General features: G+C 42.1%; 21 protein-coding genes. 15 read left to right on the top strand and 6 right to left on the bottom strand.

Features of this window, described 5'->3' with window-relative positions; all coding sequences use genetic code 11:
* Positions 1-253 precede the first annotated feature (253 nt).
* From NZ583_06090 to NZ583_06050, 9 genes are read left to right on the top strand one after another with little or no spacing between them, the layout of a single operon-like run.
* Positions 254-1027, top strand: a complete 774-nt coding sequence (locus tag NZ583_06090) for a glycosyltransferase (GenBank protein ID MCS7281177.1) — start codon at positions 254-256, stop codon at positions 1025-1027.
* Between the two features lie 11 nt (positions 1028-1038).
* Entirely contained in the window at positions 1039-1680 is a 642-nt protein-coding gene (locus tag NZ583_06085; protein MCS7281176.1) for a hypothetical protein, read from the top strand.
* Positions 1680-2000: a hypothetical protein gene (locus tag NZ583_06080; protein MCS7281175.1), complete on the top strand. Its 321-nt coding sequence runs from the start codon at positions 1680-1682 to the stop codon at positions 1998-2000. Before NZ583_06085 ends, NZ583_06080 begins: the two co-directional genes overlap by 1 nt.
* Before the next feature lie 54 nt (positions 2001-2054).
* Positions 2055-2264, top strand: coding sequence for a hypothetical protein (locus NZ583_06075; GenBank protein MCS7281174.1), 210 nt, complete (start codon positions 2055-2057; stop codon positions 2262-2264).
* The gene (locus NZ583_06070; protein MCS7281173.1) at positions 2248-2817 is read left to right on the top strand and encodes a response regulator; all 570 of its coding nucleotides are present in this window, start codon (positions 2248-2250) and stop codon (positions 2815-2817) included. Before NZ583_06075 ends, NZ583_06070 begins: the two co-directional genes overlap by 17 nt.
* Positions 2818-2835: 18 nt before the next feature.
* Complete coding sequence (locus NZ583_06065; GenBank protein ID MCS7281172.1) at positions 2836-4314, top strand: response regulator; 1479 nt, start codon at positions 2836-2838, stop codon at positions 4312-4314.
* Entirely contained in the window at positions 4307-4879 is a 573-nt protein-coding gene (locus NZ583_06060) for a PilZ domain-containing protein (GenBank protein MCS7281171.1), read from the top strand. The genes NZ583_06065 and NZ583_06060 overlap by 8 nt, the downstream gene beginning before the upstream one ends.
* Before the next feature lie 2 nt (positions 4880-4881).
* Positions 4882-5643 carry a flagellar motor protein gene (locus NZ583_06055; GenBank protein MCS7281170.1) on the top strand — a complete coding sequence of 254 codons (762 nt, stop codon included), beginning with the start codon at positions 4882-4884 and terminating at the stop codon, positions 5641-5643.
* Between the two features lie 5 nt (positions 5644-5648).
* Positions 5649-6326, top strand: a complete 678-nt coding sequence (locus tag NZ583_06050) for an OmpA family protein (GenBank protein ID MCS7281169.1) — start codon at positions 5649-5651, stop codon at positions 6324-6326.
* Positions 6327-6401: 75 nt separating this feature from the next.
* On the opposite strand, the gene NZ583_06045 is transcribed toward NZ583_06050, so the two are convergent.
* Complete coding sequence (locus NZ583_06045) at positions 6402-7361, bottom strand: FmdE family protein (protein ID MCS7281168.1); 960 nt, start codon at positions 7359-7361, stop codon at positions 6402-6404.
* A 10-nt stretch (positions 7362-7371) separates the two neighbouring features.
* Positions 7372-9399, bottom strand: coding sequence for a TonB-dependent receptor (locus NZ583_06040; GenBank protein ID MCS7281167.1), 2028 nt, complete (start codon positions 9397-9399; stop codon positions 7372-7374).
* A gap of 293 nt (positions 9400-9692) precedes the next feature.
* On the opposite strand from NZ583_06040, the gene NZ583_06035 reads away from it, so the two are divergent.
* The gene (locus NZ583_06035; GenBank protein ID MCS7281166.1) at positions 9693-10172 is read left to right on the top strand and encodes a rhodanese-like domain-containing protein; all 480 of its coding nucleotides are present in this window, start codon (positions 9693-9695) and stop codon (positions 10170-10172) included.
* A 133-nt stretch (positions 10173-10305) separates the two neighbouring features.
* Here NZ583_06035 and NZ583_06030 read toward each other — a convergent pair whose 3' ends face one another.
* The 4 genes from NZ583_06030 to motA form a co-directional block, all read right to left on the bottom strand.
* The gene (locus NZ583_06030; protein ID MCS7281165.1) at positions 10306-10977 is read right to left on the bottom strand and encodes a PilZ domain-containing protein; all 672 of its coding nucleotides are present in this window, start codon (positions 10975-10977) and stop codon (positions 10306-10308) included.
* Positions 10978-11119: 142 nt separating this feature from the next.
* Complete coding sequence (locus NZ583_06025) at positions 11120-12289, bottom strand: HD domain-containing protein (protein MCS7281164.1); 1170 nt, start codon at positions 12287-12289, stop codon at positions 11120-11122.
* Positions 12289-13110: an OmpA family protein gene (locus tag NZ583_06020; protein MCS7281163.1), complete on the bottom strand. Its 822-nt coding sequence runs from the start codon at positions 13108-13110 to the stop codon at positions 12289-12291. The genes NZ583_06025 and NZ583_06020 overlap by 1 nt, the downstream gene beginning before the upstream one ends.
* Positions 13100-13975 (bottom strand): flagellar motor stator protein MotA, encoded by an 876-nt coding sequence (gene motA / locus NZ583_06015; protein ID MCS7281162.1) that lies wholly within the window; start codon positions 13973-13975, stop codon positions 13100-13102. The genes NZ583_06020 and motA overlap by 11 nt, the downstream gene beginning before the upstream one ends.
* A gap of 309 nt (positions 13976-14284) precedes the next feature.
* Here motA and NZ583_06010 point away from each other — a divergent pair, with 309 nt between their 5' ends.
* From NZ583_06010 to NZ583_05990, 5 genes are read left to right on the top strand one after another with little or no spacing between them, the layout of a single operon-like run.
* Positions 14285-14917: a TetR/AcrR family transcriptional regulator gene (locus tag NZ583_06010; protein ID MCS7281161.1), complete on the top strand. Its 633-nt coding sequence runs from the start codon at positions 14285-14287 to the stop codon at positions 14915-14917.
* Positions 14910-16541: an acyl-CoA mutase large subunit family protein gene (locus NZ583_06005; GenBank protein ID MCS7281160.1), complete on the top strand. Its 1632-nt coding sequence runs from the start codon at positions 14910-14912 to the stop codon at positions 16539-16541. Before NZ583_06010 ends, NZ583_06005 begins: the two co-directional genes overlap by 8 nt.
* A 20-nt stretch (positions 16542-16561) precedes the next feature.
* A complete protein-coding gene (locus NZ583_06000; GenBank protein ID MCS7281159.1) occupies positions 16562-16966 on the top strand; it encodes a cobalamin-dependent protein in 405 nt (134 codons plus the stop codon).
* Positions 16967-16976: 10 nt separating this feature from the next.
* Positions 16977-18560 carry an acyl--CoA ligase gene (locus NZ583_05995; protein ID MCS7281158.1) on the top strand — a complete coding sequence of 528 codons (1584 nt, stop codon included), beginning with the start codon at positions 16977-16979 and terminating at the stop codon, positions 18558-18560.
* On the top strand, positions 18538-20166 hold the full coding sequence (locus tag NZ583_05990) for an acyl-CoA mutase large subunit family protein (protein ID MCS7281157.1): 1629 nt from the start codon (positions 18538-18540) through the stop codon (positions 20164-20166). The genes NZ583_05995 and NZ583_05990 overlap by 23 nt, the downstream gene beginning before the upstream one ends.
* Positions 20167-20180 lie beyond the last annotated feature (14 nt).

Here is a 20180-nt window from a genome sequence, read left to right as displayed (position 1 = left end):
CACCAAAAATGGATGCCGTTTTTTATCTTTGCAATGAAATATTCCCGCTTATAAAAAACCTAAAAAATGTAAAACTTTTCGTTTGGAACAACGATCCGTAGGAAGATATAATTATTACAGGGTATGTAAGTCACCTCAGGTGGGCAAGAGCATCGGTCGCTCCTTTGAGGTACGGGTCGGGGATGAAGGGAAAGATTGGCGAAGCCCTCTCCTTTGCCTCCCTGTGGTTACGGCATCTATTGAAGTTTAAGCGATGGGACTTACTCACGGAGTGAACATTTTAATAGCCGATGATGCGGAAAGGTTTGCGGAGGAGGTCATACGTGTATACAATGACAGAAATCTTTGGGAGACCTTATCCCGTAATGGGAAACAGTTTATTGAGCAGAATTATTCCCCAAAGAAGGTAAAAAAAGTTCGGTCTATCTTTACAGAAATGGCGATCCGACATACGGTTCCTCAAAGACAAAAGGGACTGAAAAAAGAAAAGATAGAATTTAGAGAGCCAGCTCAGCCCTTTGGCATGACAAGCGTAATTGTACTTGCCAAAGAGAACTGGCAGTACACAAGGGCATGTCTTGAATCGTTAGCACGGTATACTGATCTTCCCTATGAGATCGTCCTTGTGGACAATGGCTCTGAAAAACCCTTCTTGGGTAAGGTTTTGAAGTTTAAGGAGAGATGGAAAGGGACAGAGATAAAATACTTTAGGGCTCAGAAGAATCAGGGTTTTGCAAGAGGATGTAATAGGGGGATTGAGGTATCGAAAGGAGACTACGTTTTAATACTTAACAACGATGCTTTAGTAAGTCCCGGCTGGCTTAAGGGCCTTATAAAACCACTCCTCGATAAAGGCAAGATAGGAATAACGGGTCCCCTCTCCAATTACGTATACGGTGGGCAAATGATCGAGGATTGTCCTTTAAGGTTTGATGATCCGCTAAAGGTGGATTTTGGGAAACTTTCCGCGTACGCCGTAAAACTAAAGGAGGAGAATAAGGGTCTCTACATAAGCAGAATTACATAATTGGGCTTTGTATGGCAATAAAGAGGGAGGTGATCGAAAAGATAGGGGGATTTGATGAAAATTTCTTTCCTGGGAATTTTGAAGATGACGATTTTTGCATAAGGGCAAAGCACGCAGGATACGAGACTTTGATCTCTTGCGAGTCCTTTGTGTACCATTTTGGAAATAGAACCTTCATGAATGAAGTGGCAGATTACGAGCTTTCAATACAAAAAAATCTAAGAAAATTACAGGACAAGTGGGGTATCTACCATTTTTTAACAAAAGACCAGTTGATAGAAAAAGCTTCAAAGGCGGAAATCACGGACGAAAAACTGGTTTTTCCCATATTGAGCGATACTTTTTTCATCATTGAGTGGGATAAGAAAAGCTGGCTAAAAAAGTTTGACTACTACTTGAATCACCCCTATGTAAGAATAGCCGAACTTATAGTACACCCTAACGGGGAAAAGATCGAATTTGTACAAGCACAACTTGAATCATACATGAAAGAGAAAAGCTTTACCGAGGCTCCAGAGATTGTGCTATACGATGGAAAAAAGGAAGAGCTCCTAAACGATTTAAAAGGGAGAAAGTACCTCATTGTGACTCATGTAGATCTCAATCGGATATCCGAGCAATTTCCGGATGACGTTTTTTTGCTTTTCGCGTGATGGACGTGGAAGAGCTTATATCCCAATTTGTGAGGCTTACCGAAGATGCTTTATCCGAGCCGGACGATGAGGCATTCATAGAGATTATCAAAGCGAGAGACGGACTTTTAGAGTCTATAATGGAAAAAAGTGTCGATTTTCCGTGGGTTAAGAAGGAACACGTAGAGATGGAAAAAGAGATTCTAAGAAGGCTAGAATCTATAAAGACGAAAGTTCTAAAAGAGATGGATAATCTCTCAATGAAAAAGAGAGCCATCGCATCGTATCAACCAAAATTTCCCTTCCCTCCCATGCCTGCATTTCTAGATAAGGAGGAGTAGGGGAGTCCCTTAAGTTTTTTTTTGGCCTGCCGATATAGAATCTAGAGTTCCAAGATGACCATCACTGACTTACGAATTACAGCCATAATCAGAACCTATGTTAAGCACATGAAGATTAGGCCCAAGTCACAAGAAAAGGTGACCACTCCGGAAGTCTCGGAGGATCGGGTAGTAATTTCAGAAGAGGCAATGAAAAAAGTTCTTTTCGAGAGGATAGGGGCGAAGGTAGCCAACAAAGCAAGAAGACATGAATCAGAAAAGTGAGTATTTTAGCATCCTTATAGTCGATGATAATACCGAGACTGTTTCCCTTCTTAGAGAGTACTTAAGGGATGAGGCGGACACAGTAGACGGTGCCAGGGACGGAATAGAGGCCCTCGAAAGGTATAAAAATCACAGGTATGACCTCATAATTACGGATCTTAGCATGCCAGGTATGTCAGGTATTGAGCTTATTCAAAAGATAAGGGAGATAGATGATCTTACCGAATTCGTCATAATAACTGCTTACGCGTCGATAGACACGGCAATCGATGCGGTAAGACTAGGGGCATTTGACTATTTAATTAAGCCTTTTAGGCTCGAGGAGTTGAGGGTCATTGTGAAAAATGCGAAAGAGAAGGTTAGGCTTAAGAAGCTAAACAGGGAACTTTTCCTCAAGCTTCAAAAGCTTTATCAAGAGATAGAAAGGTACAAAAACGTCGGAAAAAAGACGGAAGAAGAGCCTAAGAGATCGCTACCCAGCGATACGGAACACCTAGTTGACGAAATCAAAAGGCTTGAAGGATTGAGATTGAAGATGCTTCGAATCGAGTAACTTTAGGTGGGGTTTATAATGCTTGAAGGAACAAGGGTTCTGATAATAGACGATATGCCCGCAATAGTCGAAATGCTTTCGGAATTCCTAAAGCTCAATGGGTGTGAGGTATTTAAGGCATACACCGGGTTAGAGGGTATGAAGATTCTAGATGCAGAAAGGATTGACATCGTTTTGGCGGACGTAAAGCTTCCTGACATAAACGGGGTTTCATTACTCGAGAAAATAAAGCTCAAAGACCCAACGATTCCCGTCATAATGGTCACGGGGTATCTTGAGCCTGATGTGATAATAAGCTCGATGAAAAAAGGTGCTTCCGATTTCATATTAAAGCCAATCGAATTCGATAAACTTTGGCTCAGTCTTTTGAGGGCCAAAAGGGAAAAGGAACTCCTTGGGGAAAATCTAAAAAACCACCAATCCCTTGAAGACAAAAAGAAAATAATGCTCCTCAATCGGGAACTACAGAATAGAATAAAAGAACTTACGGCAATGTATCGGATAGCTACCCGTTTCAACGCTATTAAGGTGGGTGAAGATGTCTTTGAAAAGGTTTTGGAAGTAACACGGGATGTATTCGAAGGTAGATCCGTTGCTTATTACACAGTGGACATGGACAGTAAGGAGATCATACCCTTTAAGGTGATGGGTGAGAAAGAAAAAATGGAAAAGAGGATATTTCTTAATGGACATCTCGCTAAAGACCAAAACGTTTCGGAAAAGTACGTAGAGTTAGATGAGCTCCTTCTGGTTCCAGTTTTAATAAAAAAGGAGTGCATAGGATTTTTGGGTCTCGAGAAAAAAGATAAGACCAAGGAAAAGACCCTATCGGAAGATGTTTTTCTCCTCAAGCTCATAGCCGAAAATGCTTCAGTGCAGATAGAAAACATGATGCTTTACGAAAGCCTTTTCGAAAGTCTCATGCAGACGCTTAATTCCCTAATAATTTCAATAAACAGAAGAGATGCTTACACCCAGGGCCATTGCCAAAGGGTTGCAAAATTAAGCTTACGAGTTGCTACCCTTATGGGTATTCCTGAGTGCGAAAGACACGGACTGGAACTGGTTGGTCCCATTCACGATTTGGGAAAGATAGGGATTCCTGATAGTATCCTTTTAAAACCTGGTCGCCTTACAGAAGAAGAGTACGAATTGATGAAGAAACACCCGGTATTTGGTGAAGAAATTTTAAGCAGGTTTGACCTTCTCTTAAAAGAGGCAAGACTTGTGAGATACCACCATGAAAGATACGACGGAAAGGGTTATCCCGATCACCTAAGCTCAGACGAGATTCCCATTGGAGCCAGAATTTTGGCTGTTTGTGATTCGTATGACGCCATGGTTACTGATAGGCCGTATAGAAAAGGGATGACAAGGGAAGAAGCGCTGATGGAGGTAAAAAGATGTAGCGGAACTCAATTTGACCCTGAAGTTGTGGAAGCCTTTCTTGAAATTATCAGTGGGGAAGAAAAATCCAGTCAAAATTGGTATGCTTGATTCTGAAAGAAGAGAGTATTTCAGACTAAAAGATGGTCTTTCTGTAGAATATCGGGAAATTGATGAGAGTGAGTTTGGAGTCGTAAGAAAAAGGATACTTTATGATTCTCAAAAAGTCACCCTAGAAACTTTGAAACGCCAGTTGGGCGATTTAAGGAGTTTAAAACCCGTAAGCGATTTTAACATTATATTAAGCTACCTCGACGTAATAGATAAGAAGTTAGATATGATAGTTGAACGGATTGAGTCGAAAACCGAAAGCCCTGTCTATCTTTTGTCATCAACAACGTTAGATATAAGCGGTTCAGGTGTTCGGTTTTTATCTAGGAGTAAGCCCGAGAAGAGATATTTGGAACTCGTAATCAGTCTTCCGGGAAGCTCTGAAGCAAAAATCAGGACGATAGCGGAGATTGTAAGATTTAAGGAGGAACCTGTAGATGGCCAACTGTTTTGGGAGATTGCGGCACGATATGTGGAAATAACGGAAGAGGCAAGGGATATGCTCGTAAGCTACATTTTTAGGAGACAGAGAGAAATAATGAAAAAGACAAGGGACGATGAGTGATTATGGATGTAACGACAGTATTCGGTCTTCTTTTGGGAATTGGAGCAGTGATAGTAGCATTCGTTTTGGAGGGAGGAAAGATAACGTCCCTATTTCAGCTTCCTGCAGTGATACTCGTTGTCTTCGGGACTTTTGGAGCTGCTACGATAACGACCTCTTTTCGTCAATTAGTGAGTTTACCCGCGCTATTGAGAGTCGCCTTTTCAGACAAAAATTTGAATTCCCACGAGCTTATAGAAACAATATTTGAACTCGCCCAAAAGACGAGAAAATCCGGGCTTTTAAGTCTCGAAGCAGACCTACAAAAAATAAAGGACCCGTTTTTCAGAAAAGCTCTTCAGCTTGCGATAGACGGATTTGACACTACAAAGATCAGAGAGATTCTCGACATAGAAATCTCATACATTGAAGAGAGGCACCGATCGGGAGCTATATTTTTTCAGAAGCTCGGCGGTTTTTCACCTACCTTGGGAATTATGGGAACCGTTCTGGGTCTCATACACGCTCTTTCGAATATGGATAACGCGTCGAACATGGCATCCGCCATCGCGGCCGCATTTATAGCAACACTATGGGGTGTTGCGATGGCGAACCTCATTTACCTTCCCATTTCTGACAAACTTAGAGCCAAACATCAAGAAGAAGCGCTACATCTTGAATTGATAAAGGAAGGTGTGATTTCCCTTGCGACAGGGGAGAACCCGAATGTGATAAAAATGAAGTTACTGTCTTTCCTTGTTCCTGAAAAAAGAGGAGAGAGTTAATAATAATGAGAAAGAAAGGAAGAACAGAAGAACACGAAAACGTAGAAAGGTGGCTCATAACTTATGCCGATGTTATAACGCTCCTTCTTGCACTCTTTATCATGATGTACTCATTTTCTAAAACGGATGCAGAAAAATACAAAGAGGTCTCGAGACACTTAAAAAGCATCTTCATTTCAGGCTCAAGGATACTGGAAGGGGAAGGTTTTGGTGGCGTAATCGACGAGCTTGACGCTTTAAGAGGTGAACTGGAAAGAGAGCTTGAAGACATAAAAAGAAGTCAAGGGGCAAACCAGATACAGATACTAAGGGATGAAAGGGGTGTTGTTATCAGGATCCTTGACAGAGCCTTTTTTGACGAAGGGAGGGCAGACCTTAAAGAAAACGCAAAAAAAACGATAGATAAGATAGCACCTGTGCTAAAAAGGATTAGAAATCCGGTAATGATAGAGGGCCATACCGATAATGTTCCCATTCACAACGAATATTTCAGATCGAATTGGGAACTATCGGTTAGACGTGCAACGGAAGTCGTAAGATACTTCATCGAAAAAGCAAAGATTCCACCAAATAGACTTTCCGCATCAGGTTTTGCGGAATTTAGACCCATTGCGAGCAACGAAACAGAGGAAGGTAGGGCATTAAATAGAAGGATTGAAATAGTGATCCTTAAATCCGATTGATGGTAAAAAACGTTAGTCAGTGCAAACTCCTTTGAAGAAGGGAAGGCCCAAGGAATGGGCCCTCTTTAGTATTTCTCAAAGGTCCTTAAGAGAGATTTTCATCATCTTCAATTCATCAAGCTTCTTTTTGTCTATTGGAACTTCCTTTATTATCTCAACAGCTTTTTCTGCAGTAGACAAGTTTTTGACTATCCACTCGTTCAATTTCATTCTCCAAAGCCATGGATACTCTTTTTCGTCAATTCCAGCTGCTTTTCTCAACTCTCCGAGTGGGTACTTTAAAAAAACCGCCCTCATTGTCTCTTTCTTTTTGTCCCAAAAAACATAGACTCCCGCTAGATCGGGATAAAGCTTCTTTTCTTCTTCGGTAAGCTCCCGGGAATACAGATTTCTCTTTCCTACAGTTTTATCAAGCATAGTCTGTAAGGCATCGTCTTTACAAGATGGAGGGATAGCAAAGATCGTAAGCTCTTCGTCGGGGCTTATGCTTTTTGTGATGAATTTAGATATGAAGTAGCCGGTCCAAAGCCCGGGACACACGTGATTGTGAAGTTCCGCTGCCTTCATAAGCTCGTAGGGAGCATTCCTCATGAGCATCTGTGAGATTGTGAGGATCGAGAATTCAAAGCCAGAAAAGACTCTTTCAGTGATTCTTTTTTGCCACTCGTGTGCCTGTTTTACAATATCATCAAAAGCCACAGAATAAAGTCCTCTCTTTCCAAGAGAGTCATAGTAAAAAAGATTTCCTGAATCCCTATTGATGAATGCGAAAAAGAGAGGTTTTGAGAAATCACTGTGCACATACTGGACATTTTTCAAAGAGATTTTGTGATTTTCGATTACTCGAACGAGACCGTCCAGGTATGCCAAAGAGCCAGAGGTATATCCCACGTTTGTTATGACGTAATCGATCCTTCCTATACTCTTTTTTGCCTCCTCAAATAAGGAAGGTAATTTTAAATCTCCGGCTAAAGAAAGACCGGATGAGAAAACAAATAGAATGAGAATGAGATTTTTAAGTAAGACCCTTTTCACGTCGCACCTCCTAAAAAGAGTATTTTAACCTTCCAATTACAGTGAATCCCGGGCTTCTTTCATCTGCCGATTCCATGTACTTTTTGTCGAAGATGTTCATGAAATCGACGGATGCCTGCACAGTTTTTCCGAAATTCTTCCAGACCCTGGCATCTAGAACGAAGTATCCGCCGAGTCTTTTCATAGTTTGAGTTATTTCGTTTGTATAGATCCACTGGTAGGATTTATACGCTGGAAGTAGGCTTATAGCTAAAGGTCCGCCCAAATAGGTTATATTCCCTTTTATCTGATATCTTGGGGTTCTCGTAAGTTCCTTCCCCTCCATGTCGGGCCTTTTTTTGAATTCTTTTATCTCAGCGTAGCTTAGGGTGTAATTTAACGAAAAGGATAGGTTTTTATGTGGGTTGTACGATGAGGAGGCCTCCAATCCTTTAGATTCTACTTCTCCTACGTTCTCCCTCCGGTAGAGGGCCCTGCCAGAAAGAACCCTACCTGTTGGAACATAGTAGAGAAAGTCCTTGCCCAGTGAGTAATAAAGACTACCTGATAGTTTAAATTTTTCGTTGGATCTCCAGTCGAAACCTATTTCGTACGTGTCAATTTTTTCTGGCTTGAGGTCTGGGTTTGCCTCCTTGTAGAGTCCCCACATGATACCGGTCCTGCAAAGATCGTCTAAGATGGATGCGCGAAAACCTCTTCCATATGAAAAGTAACCACTCAAAGCTGGATGGAAGTGGTACTTTACGGAGAACCTCGGCGAGATAGCATCCCATGTGTTTGATCGTATCTTTCCACTATATGCTTTAAATTCAGAAAGGGTGGAGAAGAATTCGCCATCGTAAAAGTGCGCATGGTCGTACCTTATGCCCATAAGGAAGTTTAGTTTTCCCTCCGAAAATGGTACTTCGTGCTGAACCCAGGTCCCTACGAGTCTTATCTTTCCTTTATTTAACGTCAGATCCGGCGATGTAATATATATATCCTTTCCATCAACGCTCCCATTTCGCAGATCACCACCAACTGTTAGGGTCGAGGATTTTCCTACTCCAAATGAAAAAGAAAGATCGATTCCACTATCGATTCTTTCAGAGTCCACATCAAATCTTACGTAACTGCCACGCCTTATCGTCTCACTTACTCTCCTATAATTTTCGTTTGTATAGAATGCGTTTCCTCTTATCGTGAAATTTTGGATCTGTCCTTTGTAGTTTATTGCGTATGAGGTTGTATCAAAGTCCCTGTGGATGCCTCTCACATGCCTTATCTTTCTGCCTTCACCCCTTTTATCGTCATAAGTTTCCGCGCGAAAGGTCAATGTGTTTTCGTCGGTAGGCTCGTATCCGACAAGGAGTGTTCCAGCATTCTCAATGGCAAATCTTTTTACGGTATCGGCTGTCCTCCTATACGGAGGAACTGATATATACCCATCGCTATTTAGATTCCTTGCCGTAATTCTGTAAAAAACCTTTTTTTTCTTTCCCGAGAGGAGAAGGTCTCCGCCGTACGTTCCGAAAGAGCCGGAAAACCCCTGGATGAAACCATAAAAGGGTTTATCAGGTTTTTTTGTGATTATATGTATAACACCGCCCATCGCATTGTTTCCGTAGATTGATGATGCAGGTCCTTTAAAAATCTCTACTCTTTCTATCTCCTCCACGTTTATCCTGTTAAAATTTACGTTGCCAGTATCCGCCTTGTTTAAAGGAATACCGTCAAGAAGTACAAGAGTTCTTGCCTGCTCGTCGGAGAGGCCTCTCAGTGTGACTGTTGGAACGAGCGTGTATATACCCAGTGTTCTTACAACGTTTACATGAGCGATCGTCCTTAAGATATCGTCGATCTTAATGTATGGTGTTTCATCTATTCTTTCTCTAGTTATGACATCCACACGAGCTGGAATACGATCCAACGGTTTCTCGATTTTTGTTGCGGTGACGACTATCTCTTCGAGTTTTTTCTCAATAAGCATCTCGGCGTTTGAAGGACTAAAAAAAGAAAGAGAAAGGGCACCAATAACCAAAAGTGCAAAAATGAGCATAACCAACCTCCCAATTGTTAAATACATGTCTTCATTGATGCTCATAATATTTCTACGATATTGGTAGCACTATACTTTATTTGTACCCTTTCTGTCAAGAGGATCATTTAACGTTATGGATGGAAGTAATACTAAGTAGTTAAAAGTAGCATCAAGCGCAACTCGAAGAAGATATTTACGCACTTGACCTCAGAATTTCTGTGAAAAATCGGAGAATTAAAGGAAGTAGTTGACAAGGAGAATGTAAAGCCATAAGATAAATGACGTTAAAACCCAGAAAAAGGAGGATGCTTATGAAAAAATCTCTCACAGTATTTTTTGTTGTAACTCTGCTGGCAATATCTTTTGCGGCCTTCGGCTACGACAGGGAGCTAGCAAAAAAGTTTAACACCATGTTTTCCATGTTCACACCTGAGATGATAGCTAAAAGGCCTTGCCAGGTAACAACCACTCAGCTCCTTGACATGATCAAAAAGAGGGAACCTTTCGTCATACTCGATGTGAGAACACCCCAAGAGGTGGCGATAGTCGGTGTTACCTGGAGGGATAAACTGGAGATACCCTTGCATGAGATTTTCAAACCCGAAAACCTTGCAAAGCTACCAAAGGACAAAAAGATAGTCGTAATCTGCCATACAGGGGATAGGGCTGCTGCTGCGGTTGTGGCTTTAAGGGCAATCGGTTTTGAACAGGCATTTCAGTTTAGAGGCGGAATTGCGGAGCTCGCAAAGGAAGTGGGAAGGAGTCTTGGTGCAAGCCCATTTGAGTTCTAAGACGGAAAGAGGGGATTACCCCTCTTCCTAGCAAAAATTATTAGATCGCTATGGTAGGTTTTTAAGGTTCCTCTTCTAATGAGTCTTTAAACCGGTCAGATAGAGCGGGAGTGAAAGATCAAGAATAATTTACTCATTCGTTGGAACGTTCAGGATAAGATCTTAGTGCTTTTTCGACCTCAAAAAGAATAGTGGTTAAAGTGTTCTTTACATGGGCCGGAGTATTTACAAATTCGGAGGAGATATGGAATACTTTTTGTCTCCCAAAATCTCTATCTTCTATCCTTAAAATCTTCGTTTCCAGATCGATCGATCTTACGGGAGTGACAATACGGGCCTTTAAGACCTCTCCCTCCGAAAAGCCAGGTATCTTATTATAAACGAAAGATGCTCCTCCAACTGAAAGGTCTATCAGCGGAATCATTTCACCGTTCAAGTAAAATCTTATGTTCACATAGGAAGGAATTTGGACCCTAACATACCTACGGAGGTTGTATGGAAAAGGGTCGCTCAATTTTTCTATGAGAATGAGATCGGCTGTTGCACCGTTTTCGAATTTCACACTTTTTCTTATTTCTCTCAATTGGCCAGTAAACCCAAATCTTGGATGATCTTTCTCCTTTTTTTCCAGATAGGTGACAATTACAAATTTTCCTATGTCTTTTGGTGTGAAGGGAGGATCAGTCTGAAAAACCAAAATACTGTTTCCTTCTATTTCGTGCGTAAAAGAGTTCCTTACGTAAATTTCTTCTCTTATTATGTCTACGTCATATACGATTTTGACAGGTCTTCCTGGACCAAGCATTTTTCACTCTCATTCGTTAAAAGTCCATTTTTTTGTAAAGATATTCCAAAACAGACTTAGCCGAAATAAGACTTTCACTTCTCGTTGGAAGATAAAATCCACCCAGGACTTTGTCCATTGCATATGATAAGATTTCCAAAGGTTACTTATACACGTAAACCGATCCGACAACTGGGTCGACGTTTTTTCTCCTTTCTATGATTTCCAATACATGCTCCGTTATCCTTGATCCTTTTGAAAGAATCTTTGTCCCGTTCACTGAATACAAATCCTCCGCTATTACCATTCCGGGTTTCAGCTCATAAATAGGGGTCTTTGAGATCCTAGAATCCGTCACTACCTCTTTTTCCATTACGTATTCTGCGAGATAACATGCGATGGAAGGATCTAGGACTTTTCCGGAGGCGAAGTAAATGTATTCTAAAATGGCATCCTTTTCTAACTCTTTTGCTAAAACTTCCTCGTAAAATACTATGGCCTGAAGGATTAAGGCTTTTTTCGACATCTGATTACCCCTTAGGCCTTCGGGAAAACCCTCCCCATCGAACCTCTCGTACTGTTCTCCAACAAGAAGTGAAACATTTTGGAAGTCCTTAAGGCATGATAAAATCTTCCTACCTATCAGGGCATGTGACCTATATTGCCGTATTACCTCAAGAGAAGTTGCCTCCTGGCCTTTATGTAGAATTTGGTCAGGCAGTTCAATCTTTCCGACTTCATGTAGTAAAGCTGCTAATGTCAGTTCCTCCTTTTCCTGCTCATTGAGATCGATTTTTTCTGATAGAAAGTAGGCTAGATCTCTGGCGGCATAGGCCCTATCCTTTATTCCCGGTACCTTTAGATCAAGGATGGTGAGGATGAGTTCCTCGAGGTCCCGCACAAAGCTTCTGTTCTTTATAAGGAGCGTTTCAAGTTCCATAACCTTCGATTTAAGTCTCTGGCTTTCAGCATGAAGGAGCAATTTTTTCTCAAAAACGGGTAACAATAATTCATCCATACGCACAAAATCCGATATATAGTCCATCCACTTTGTGCATGATACCTTTTCTGGGTCCAAATAGAGAAAAAGGATAGAAAAGGGCATCTCTTTTTCATCGATTCCCTTACCCAAAAGGTTTCCTGGCGAATAAGCAAGCGCAGTTTCATCAAGCAAGATAACTTCAGGTCTTATGGTCTTAACTATAAGAAGAAATTCGTTTGGTTTTTCAGACACAGAGAAATGAAATTTGGATAAATCCCCTCCGGCAAGCCTCGTTTTTACGCTAAGCTTTCCGCTGAATACAGCAACCCTGTATTTTCCTTTCTCGTTCATCACTTGAATTCTTGAAGCTTAACGCCGATTGAAGATTTTTCCTTCTTAGGCTCCGCTTTCCCCTTCGAAGTGGTAACTATAATTGCCACTCTCCTGTTGGAGAAATCGAACGGTTTATCAGGATTTTTTAGGGCCCTGTCTGCAAGACCTTTTACCATTATTACTTGGTTTTTCTTAAGTCCATTCTCTTCGAGGATCTTTCTTGCCGCATTGGCCCTGTCTACACTTAGTTCCCAGTTTGAGTAGCCGACGGTTATATACGGTCTCGCATCGGTATGTCCCTCAATAATGATCTCATTGTCGAGTTTACCGAGCTCAGCCGCGATCATTTTGAGTAGCTCTTCTGTCTCCTTTTTTACTTTTGCACTTCCTACATCGAAGAAAAGACCTTCCGATGTCTCAATTAACTCTATCCGCATCCCCTCCTCGGTCACTTTGATCTCAACTTTGTCTCGGAATTTTTTGAATTCTGGGTATGAAGCAACAATCTCGCCGATTTTTTTCCCTTGCTCCCTCAGTTTCTCTAATTCCTTTTCTTGTGGGTCAGCAGTAATTGGAGGGTTTTTGGGAAAGAGCAGTGGTTCACCGGTTAAAATCCCAGCTTTTTTTTGGGAAGTGAAAACACCTGGCTCGCGAAAGTAAGCTGCAACTGCCTCTCTTATCTGTTGATTCTGGCTCATTATCCAAAGGACTATAAATAGCGCCATCATCGCTGTCACAAAGTCTGCGTACGCAACCTTCCAAGCTCCACCGTGATGCCCTCCGTGACCTTTTTTCTTTTTGACAACGATTATAGGGGGTACCCTTTCGCTATCCTTCACTTTTCTGTCCTCCTTGAAGCCCTTTTACATACGCTTCCATCTCCTCAAATGTAGGCCTGAAATCACTAGAAATAGATCGTCTTGCGAACTCTATAGCGACCAACGGATTAAAACCTTTCGCGGTGCATATTATTCCATTTTTTATCACCTCGAATAGTCGTGTCTCATCTTCATTGGTTATCTCGATATTGGTTGCTATTGGTTGCAAAAAGCCATAGCACATAAAAACCCCCAAGAAAGTTCCTACTAGAGCTGCTGCAACCTTCTTCCCTACTTGTTCTGCCGGTCCCCCTATTGCCTGCATGGTTATTATAATGCCCAAAACTGCTGCGACGATTCCGAGTCCGGGCATCGAATCTCCTATTTTTGAGAGAATGACGCCTGGCTTCGCACCTTCCGTATGGTGAATCTCTATGTCCTGATCCATTATCATTTCTATCTCATGTGCAGAAACACCTCCCATGATTATAAGTCTTAATGTGTCGGTCAAGAAATTCATGATGTGCTGGTCGTTAAGAAACCTCGGGTATTTTTGGAATATTGGACTCTCTTTAGGTCTTTCGATATGCGCCTCCAGAGCGATAAGACCATCCTTTCTTATGACTTGGAAGAGTTCGTATAGGAGCTTAAGTAGTTCTAGGTACACCGTTTTGTTTATCCTATTACCCTTGATAAGACTTACGACTCTTCTTCCAATTTTTTTTAAAAGATTCGGCGGGGCCGAAATCAGCAGTGCGCCGAGGGCAGCTCCGCCAATTATTATGAATTCCCCAACCTGTAAGAGGACGGGAAAAGGACCACCGGCCTCTGCAAAACCGCCTAAAACTGCCCCTAGAACTACAATAAATCCAAACATGACAAGCATTGGCCAACCTCCGGTCTGGCTGTAACTCTAAAATGATTATCGTCAAATATGGAAAATTCTTGAGATCATTCTCCGGGTAAAACTTTTTCGAAAAATGACCCGATAGGCTTTGCTAAAATAAATGCTTCTTTGTGCTCCTAAAGCATTTCTATTCAGGCTCCGATGGGTCTAAAACTACGGTCTTTACAGTTGGAGGATGACAAAGTTTTGGTAGTGCAGAGTAGGTTGCATCAAAAAGATTATTCTATTGACACTTCTTAAAGTTAAGGATATAAAGATACCAACTGGTAGGTTTCTGAATCTAAGTTTATGAAAAGACGAAAATTTTCCAAAAAAAATACAAATGGCGCTCAAATCTTGGAAATCTTGAATGCGGCGAGCAACCTTTTCAGCAAAAAGGGTTACGTTGAGACAACAATAGATGAGATTGCGAATCTTGCCGGAGTTACAAAAGGTGGGGTGTATTACTACTTCGATTCAAAGGCGGATATCCTTTACAGGATATGTTTAAGTTACGTAGAGGCCGACATAAAGGCGCTAGAAGAAAAGGTCGGAAGGATCCAAGACAGCGAAAAAAAACTTAAGTATATAGTGGATCTCCATATAGGCCACTACGCAAAGCAAAAAAACTACGCTAAAACACTCCTACACGAATCGTATAATTTGCCCAGGAAGTACCTTGCCGATATAAAGGCAAAAGAGAGGAGATATTATGAGATGGTTCTAGAGATTGTCAGCGATCTAGTCGGTGAAGGGACAAAAAAAGAAGTCGCCGTAGCTTTGACTTTCAGTCTTTTTGCCATGATGAACTGGATCTACAAGTGGTACGATCCTAAAGGACCGTTAAAACCAGAAGAGCTTTCAGCGATTGTGTTTAATCTTTTCATGAATGGCCTAAAGGGCATAAGAAAGAGCAGTGCTTTAGGAGGGGGGGATGCCTGATAAGTTCGTAACCACGTATGATCACACAGTTGGTGAGAGACTTCCCCATTTTAGATCCCTATCTGGAATCGAGTACAAAAGAATCTACGATGAGAAATGCTGGAACAAGAAGCTTCCAGATGCAGGCGAGTACCCGTTCACAAGGGGAATTTACAAGGACATGTACAGGAGTAGGCTTTGGACGCGAAGGCAGCAAAGTGGATTTGGAACTCCAGAAGAGAGTAACGAACTACTTAAGTTCCTATTCAAAATGGGGCAGACTGGAATAAACATAGACTCAGATATAGCTTCAAAACTCGGTCTAGACCCAGACTATCCTTTGGCCCAGGCGGATGTAGGTCTCCAGGGTACTTCAATGTGTACTTATGAAGATATGACCGTCCTTTTCAAGGATATACCGATCGATAGGATAAGTACAACCCTTATTTTTCCGCCCCCATCTTCCGCTGTTATGATGGCTCAGTACCTACTTATGGCCGAAGAAAGGGGCATCCCTGCATATCAACTCCAGGGCACGATAATGAACTGTCCTTTCACACAGCTTGTTGGGCCGACCTATCAAGCCAACACGGCTTTTTTTCCGATAGATGTCGCTTTGGAGATAGGACTTGACCTTGTGGAGTATCTTTTAAAGGTAGCTCCCAGATGGAATGTGCTCAACGTAAACTCAAGGAACATAAGGGAATGCGGTGTAGATGCAGTGTGGGAGGCCGCATTCGGTATTTCCTTAGGCATGGATTACGTAAGAAGGCTTATAAGGAGGGGGCTCCATGTGGATAGTTTTGCGCAAAGGATAGGGTTTTTCTGCGCCGTCCATATGGATCTTTTTGAAGAAGTTGCCAAGTTTAGGGCCATGAGGCGGATATGGGCTAGAGTTATGAAGGAGATTTTTGGTGCAAAAAGTGAAAAAAGCATGCAATTTAGATGTGCAGTTCAAACGTCCTCTCTCACTTTTACAGCACAAGAACCATTGAACAATATAGTGAGAGCTTCTATTCAGACACTTGCCGCGATTCTAAGCGGGGTTCAATCGATTCATACAACATGCTACGACGAGGCCTACTGCTTACCGACAGAAAAAGCCCAAAAACTGGCACTTAGAACTCAGGAGATCTTAGCTTACGAAACAGGATGTGCGAAAGTTGTTGATCCTTTGGGTGGCTCATATTTTTTAGAGGCCTTAACTGATGAGTTGGAGGAAAAAATTTGGGAACTTGTAAAAGATATCGAAAAAAGAGGAGGGTTTATAGAATGTTTTAAAAGTGGTTTTGTCGAAAACGTCCTAAATGAAGCAAGGTACAGATTCGCTGAGCAGATTGAAAGTGGGGAGCTTCCAATTGTGGGCCTAAACATATTTAGGGATGAAGAGGCTAATACAGACATCGAGATATTCACCCAAAGACCTGACATGCAGAGACAGAGGATAGAATATGCGATAAACTACAAAAATAAAAAAGGCAGAGATTCAGCATTTAGGGCTCTTAAAGATTTGTATCTGGCAACAAAAAGGGTACCAAGAGAAAACCTTGTCTTACCTATTATGGAGGCTACTAGACAAAGGGCGACCTTGCAAGAGATATGCGATGCCATGAGAGATGCTTTAGGATTCGAAATTCCGCATTAAGGCGATTTAGGGATCGGTAAATGGATGGGGTGACAAAAAAGCGGATAATTATGGCAAAGATGGGTTTGGATGCACACGACAATGCCCTAAGGATAGTTTCAAAGTGGTTAAAAGATTCCGGGTACGAAATCATATACGCGGGCCTTTACAACTCTCCGGAAAAAATCCTAAAGATGGTTATCGAGGAAGATGCAGATGCGATTGGGCTTAGCTTTCACGGTGGAGAGCACCTATACCACACTTCAAGACTTATCGAGCTTTTAAAAACCCACAATCTAACGCACATTAAGATCTTCGTAGGAGGGATCATAGCGCCTTTCGATGTAGAAAAGCTAAAAAAAATGGGTGTTAGTGCTGTTTTCACGCCGGGCTCGAGAAAAGAGGATATCCTAAACGTTATAAAAAAGTCATTCGATGAAAACTAAAGGGGGAAAGATGTTCACGATCGTTGATCTCGTCGTGAAAAATGCGAGGCTTTATCCTCAAAAGATAGCCTACGTTGAGGTAAGGCCCTTAACCAAAAAGAGAAAAGAGATAAGCTGGTCCAGATTTTATGAAGACATAAGAAGGATTGCGACTTACTTGAGGCAAAAAGGCATAAAAAAGGGGAAGCGAGTTGCTTTGCTTGGAAGAAACTCAATAGAATGGCTCTCAGTCTATTTCGGAGTCTTGGCATCAGGGGCATGGATCTGTCCGCTAAATTACAGATTCACGGACGAGGAGATAAAGTACTGTTTAGACACTGCCGAGCCCCAAGCATTCTTCTTCGACGAGGAGTATTTAGAGCGAATAATGGCGATGAGGGATTCGCTAAGTACGGTAAATACCTATGTCTCCTTAGGAAAGAAAGAAGTAGAGGGTGTGGATTTACTACAAACTGTACTCGAAAAAATACCTCCAGAACCTTTAAGAGTTGAGCTAAAAGACGAAGACGAATGTGCCCTTTACTTCACGTCGGGTACAACTGGCACCCCGAAGGCAGTCTTACATCCCCACAGGACGCTTATGGTTTCTGCCCTGGCTGAAGCGATATGCCACGAGTGGAGGCCAAACGACATACAACTCATGATGCCCCCCCTTTACCATTTAGCGATAGGTCATTTGCTCGGTGGACTTATTGTGGGAGGTACTAATGTGCTTTTAACAGAGCTTATAAGACCGGACATTGTGATCGAGACGATATCCAAAGAGAAGTGTACACTCGTCTTTCTTTTAGTTCCATGGGCTTTAGACATAGTAAAAGCGATTGAAGGAAATGAGATAGACCTCGCCATGTATGATCTTAAAAGCCTAAGGCTGATCCATATGGGAGCACAACCTATCCCTCCTGCCCTCATAAGAAGACTCAAAACATACTTTCCTTACGTTGCTTACGACACGACTTACGGGTTAAGTGAGGCGGGTGGCCCAGGCATTACCCACCTAGGTAAGGCTCCCGATTCGAAGCTCGGATCCATAGGAAAACCCACCATTCTTTGGGACGTAAGAATAGTGGATGAAGAAGGAAAGGATGTAAAGATTGGGGAAGTAGGGGAAATAATCGTAAAAGGGAATGGCATAATGAAGGAGTACTATAAAAACCGAGAGGCCACAAGCCAGGCTATAAAGGACGGTTGGCTATACACTGGGGATTTGGCTAAAGTAGACGAGGACGGCTATATCTACATAGTTGATAGGAAAAAAGACGTTATCATTTCTGGAGGAGAAAACATATATCCTGCTGAGATAGAGTCTTGTCTCCATAAGCATCCTAAAATCTTTGATGTGGCAGTTATCGGTGTACCAGACGAAAGGCTCGGTGAAACAGTCGCTGCCATAATAGCTCCAAAACCTGGTGAACGAATAACGGAAGATGAATTGAAAGCATACTGTGAAGCCAATCTGCCAAGGTACAAAAGACCACGCCATTTCTTTTTCGATGAAATTCCCCGAAGCCCCTCTGGGAAAATAGAAAAACCGAAGCTTAGAGCCAAGTACTCAAGGCTGGGAGGTCTTTATGAAGAGGGAAATAGATTTTGACGCATACATAAGGGGAGAAAGACCGAAAAACTTCAAAACCGCATCCGGAATCGAAGTTAAGGAGTTCTATACGATCGAAGACGTAAAAGATAAATCAGAGATCCCCGGTCAGTACCCTTTCACAAGAGGCATTCATCGAGATATGTATAGGGGGCGGTTTTGGACAAGAAGACAGCAGACAGGTTACGGGACCCCGGAAGAGAGTAACAGAAGGATGAAAGCGGTCCTTAGAGCGGGTCAGACGGGTCTAAATATAGATGTGGATGTGGTTGTTAAACTTGGGCTCGATCCGGACCATCCTTTGGCCTTTGGAGACATAGGTCTCGTTGGCACGAGTATCTCTACTTTCGAGGACATGGAAAAGCTATTCGATGGAATCCCCCTCGATAAAGTAAGTACTACTCTAATTGTGTCACCTCCTGCCTCTTTAGTCATAATGGCTATGTACATTCTGCTTGCTCGAAAAAATGGGATTCCAGAGGATGCGCTTATGGGCACGGTCATGAACGACAGTTTCAATCAACTTGTGGGTCCCACAAAAGAGGCGGAACTTCCACTATTTCCAATAGAGGCAAACATAAAGATAGGAATTGACTTGATGGAATACTGTGTAAAAAGGATTCCGAAATGGAACATTCTAAATGTGAATGCTTATAACATGAGGGAGACATGTCTTGATGCAAAGGAAGAAGCTGCTTTTGCCATGTGTATCGCTAAAGAATACATAAAAAGGCTCATCGAGCGAGGATTGGACATAGATGACTTTGCAGGAAGGATAGGCTTTTTCTCTGACATTGGCATGGATTTCTTCGAAGAGATAGCAAAGATCCGGGCGATGAGGCGAATATGGGCCAAAATGCTAAAAGAAGAATTCAAAGTAAAAAAGGAAAGGAGTCTTTGGTTTAGAACCGCAATCCAGACTTCAGGGCTAGCTTTGACGGCAAAGGAGCCTCTAAATAACATAGCTAGGGCAACAATACAGACCTTAGCTGCGGTATTGGCAGGGGCTCAATCAATCCACACCACTTCATACGATGAGGCTTACGCTTTACCCACAGAGGAAGCGCAAAAATTGTCAATCAGAATCCAAGAGATACTCGCTTATGAAACGGGAATAACAAAAGTTGCAGATCCGCTTGGCGGTTCTTACTTTGTAGAATGGCTTACCGACAAATTGGAAGAAGAGATCTTAAAGCTTATGGAAGAAGTCGAAAAAGAAGGTGGCTTTCTCGAATGTTACAAGAAAGGCTGGGTCGATGAGAGAATAGCGAAAGGAAGGAAAAGGTACGCAGAACGTATCGAAAAAAAAGAAGATTTGATCGTTGGGGTGAACATCTTTGAAGATGATGAAGAAAAACCGCCCATTAGTATCTCCAAAGTTTACTCCAGCACCATGCAAAAGAGTAGAATCGATTACGTAAGAGAATACAAAAAGCGAAGAGACACATCCAAAGTAAAACGGGCCCTCGAAAGCGTCTATCGAGAGGCGAAAAAAGGATCTAATGTCTTTTTTCCGATTCTCGATGCCGTAGAAAGTATGGCAACGCTTGGTGAGATCTGCGAAGCTCTAAGGAGGGCATACGATTTTGAGCTTCGCATAGGGTAGATGGGGGAGGAAGA

This window comes from Thermodesulfobacteriota bacterium (genome assembly GCA_025062045.1).
In the GTDB taxonomy this organism is placed as follows: domain Bacteria; phylum Desulfobacterota; class Syntrophorhabdia; order Syntrophorhabdales; family JANXAF01; genus JANXAF01.
This window is presented reverse-complemented; position numbering and strand designations above follow the sequence as displayed.

What these genes read in the sequence shown, in the direction of transcription:
- motA (MCS7281162.1), bottom strand. Translation starts at nt 13,975, where the DNA reads ATGCTTGTCATGTTTGGATTTATTGTAGTTCTAGGGGCAGTTTTAGGC.
- NZ583_06025 (MCS7281164.1), bottom strand. Translation starts at nt 12,289, where the DNA reads ATGAACGAGAAAGGAAAATACAGGGTTGCTGTATTCAGCGGAAAGCTT.
- NZ583_06080 (MCS7281175.1), top strand. Translation starts at nt 1,680, where the DNA reads ATGGACGTGGAAGAGCTTATATCCCAATTTGTGAGGCTTACCGAAGAT.
- NZ583_06010 (MCS7281161.1), top strand. Translation starts at nt 14,285, where the DNA reads ATGAAAAGACGAAAATTTTCCAAAAAAAATACAAATGGCGCTCAAATC.
- NZ583_06060 (MCS7281171.1), top strand. Translation starts at nt 4,307, where the DNA reads ATGCTTGATTCTGAAAGAAGAGAGTATTTCAGACTAAAAGATGGTCTT.
- NZ583_05995 (MCS7281158.1), top strand. Translation starts at nt 16,977, where the DNA reads ATGTTCACGATCGTTGATCTCGTCGTGAAAAATGCGAGGCTTTATCCT.
- NZ583_06055 (MCS7281170.1), top strand. Translation starts at nt 4,882, where the DNA reads ATGGATGTAACGACAGTATTCGGTCTTCTTTTGGGAATTGGAGCAGTG.
- NZ583_06090 (MCS7281177.1), top strand. Translation starts at nt 254, where the DNA reads ATGGGACTTACTCACGGAGTGAACATTTTAATAGCCGATGATGCGGAA.
- NZ583_06085 (MCS7281176.1), top strand. Translation starts at nt 1,039, where the DNA reads ATGGCAATAAAGAGGGAGGTGATCGAAAAGATAGGGGGATTTGATGAA.
- NZ583_06075 (MCS7281174.1), top strand. Translation starts at nt 2,055, where the DNA reads ATGACCATCACTGACTTACGAATTACAGCCATAATCAGAACCTATGTT.
- NZ583_06035 (MCS7281166.1), top strand. Translation starts at nt 9,693, where the DNA reads ATGAAAAAATCTCTCACAGTATTTTTTGTTGTAACTCTGCTGGCAATA.
- NZ583_06000 (MCS7281159.1), top strand. Translation starts at nt 16,562, where the DNA reads ATGGATGGGGTGACAAAAAAGCGGATAATTATGGCAAAGATGGGTTTG.
- NZ583_06005 (MCS7281160.1), top strand. Translation starts at nt 14,910, where the DNA reads ATGCCTGATAAGTTCGTAACCACGTATGATCACACAGTTGGTGAGAGA.
- NZ583_05990 (MCS7281157.1), top strand. Translation starts at nt 18,538, where the DNA reads ATGAAGAGGGAAATAGATTTTGACGCATACATAAGGGGAGAAAGACCG.
- NZ583_06050 (MCS7281169.1), top strand. Translation starts at nt 5,649, where the DNA reads ATGAGAAAGAAAGGAAGAACAGAAGAACACGAAAACGTAGAAAGGTGG.
- NZ583_06030 (MCS7281165.1), bottom strand. Translation starts at nt 10,977, where the DNA reads ATGCTTGGTCCAGGAAGACCTGTCAAAATCGTATATGACGTAGACATA.
- NZ583_06040 (MCS7281167.1), bottom strand. Translation starts at nt 9,399, where the DNA reads ATGCTCATTTTTGCACTTTTGGTTATTGGTGCCCTTTCTCTTTCTTTT.
- NZ583_06065 (MCS7281172.1), top strand. Translation starts at nt 2,836, where the DNA reads ATGCTTGAAGGAACAAGGGTTCTGATAATAGACGATATGCCCGCAATA.
- NZ583_06070 (MCS7281173.1), top strand. Translation starts at nt 2,248, where the DNA reads ATGAATCAGAAAAGTGAGTATTTTAGCATCCTTATAGTCGATGATAAT.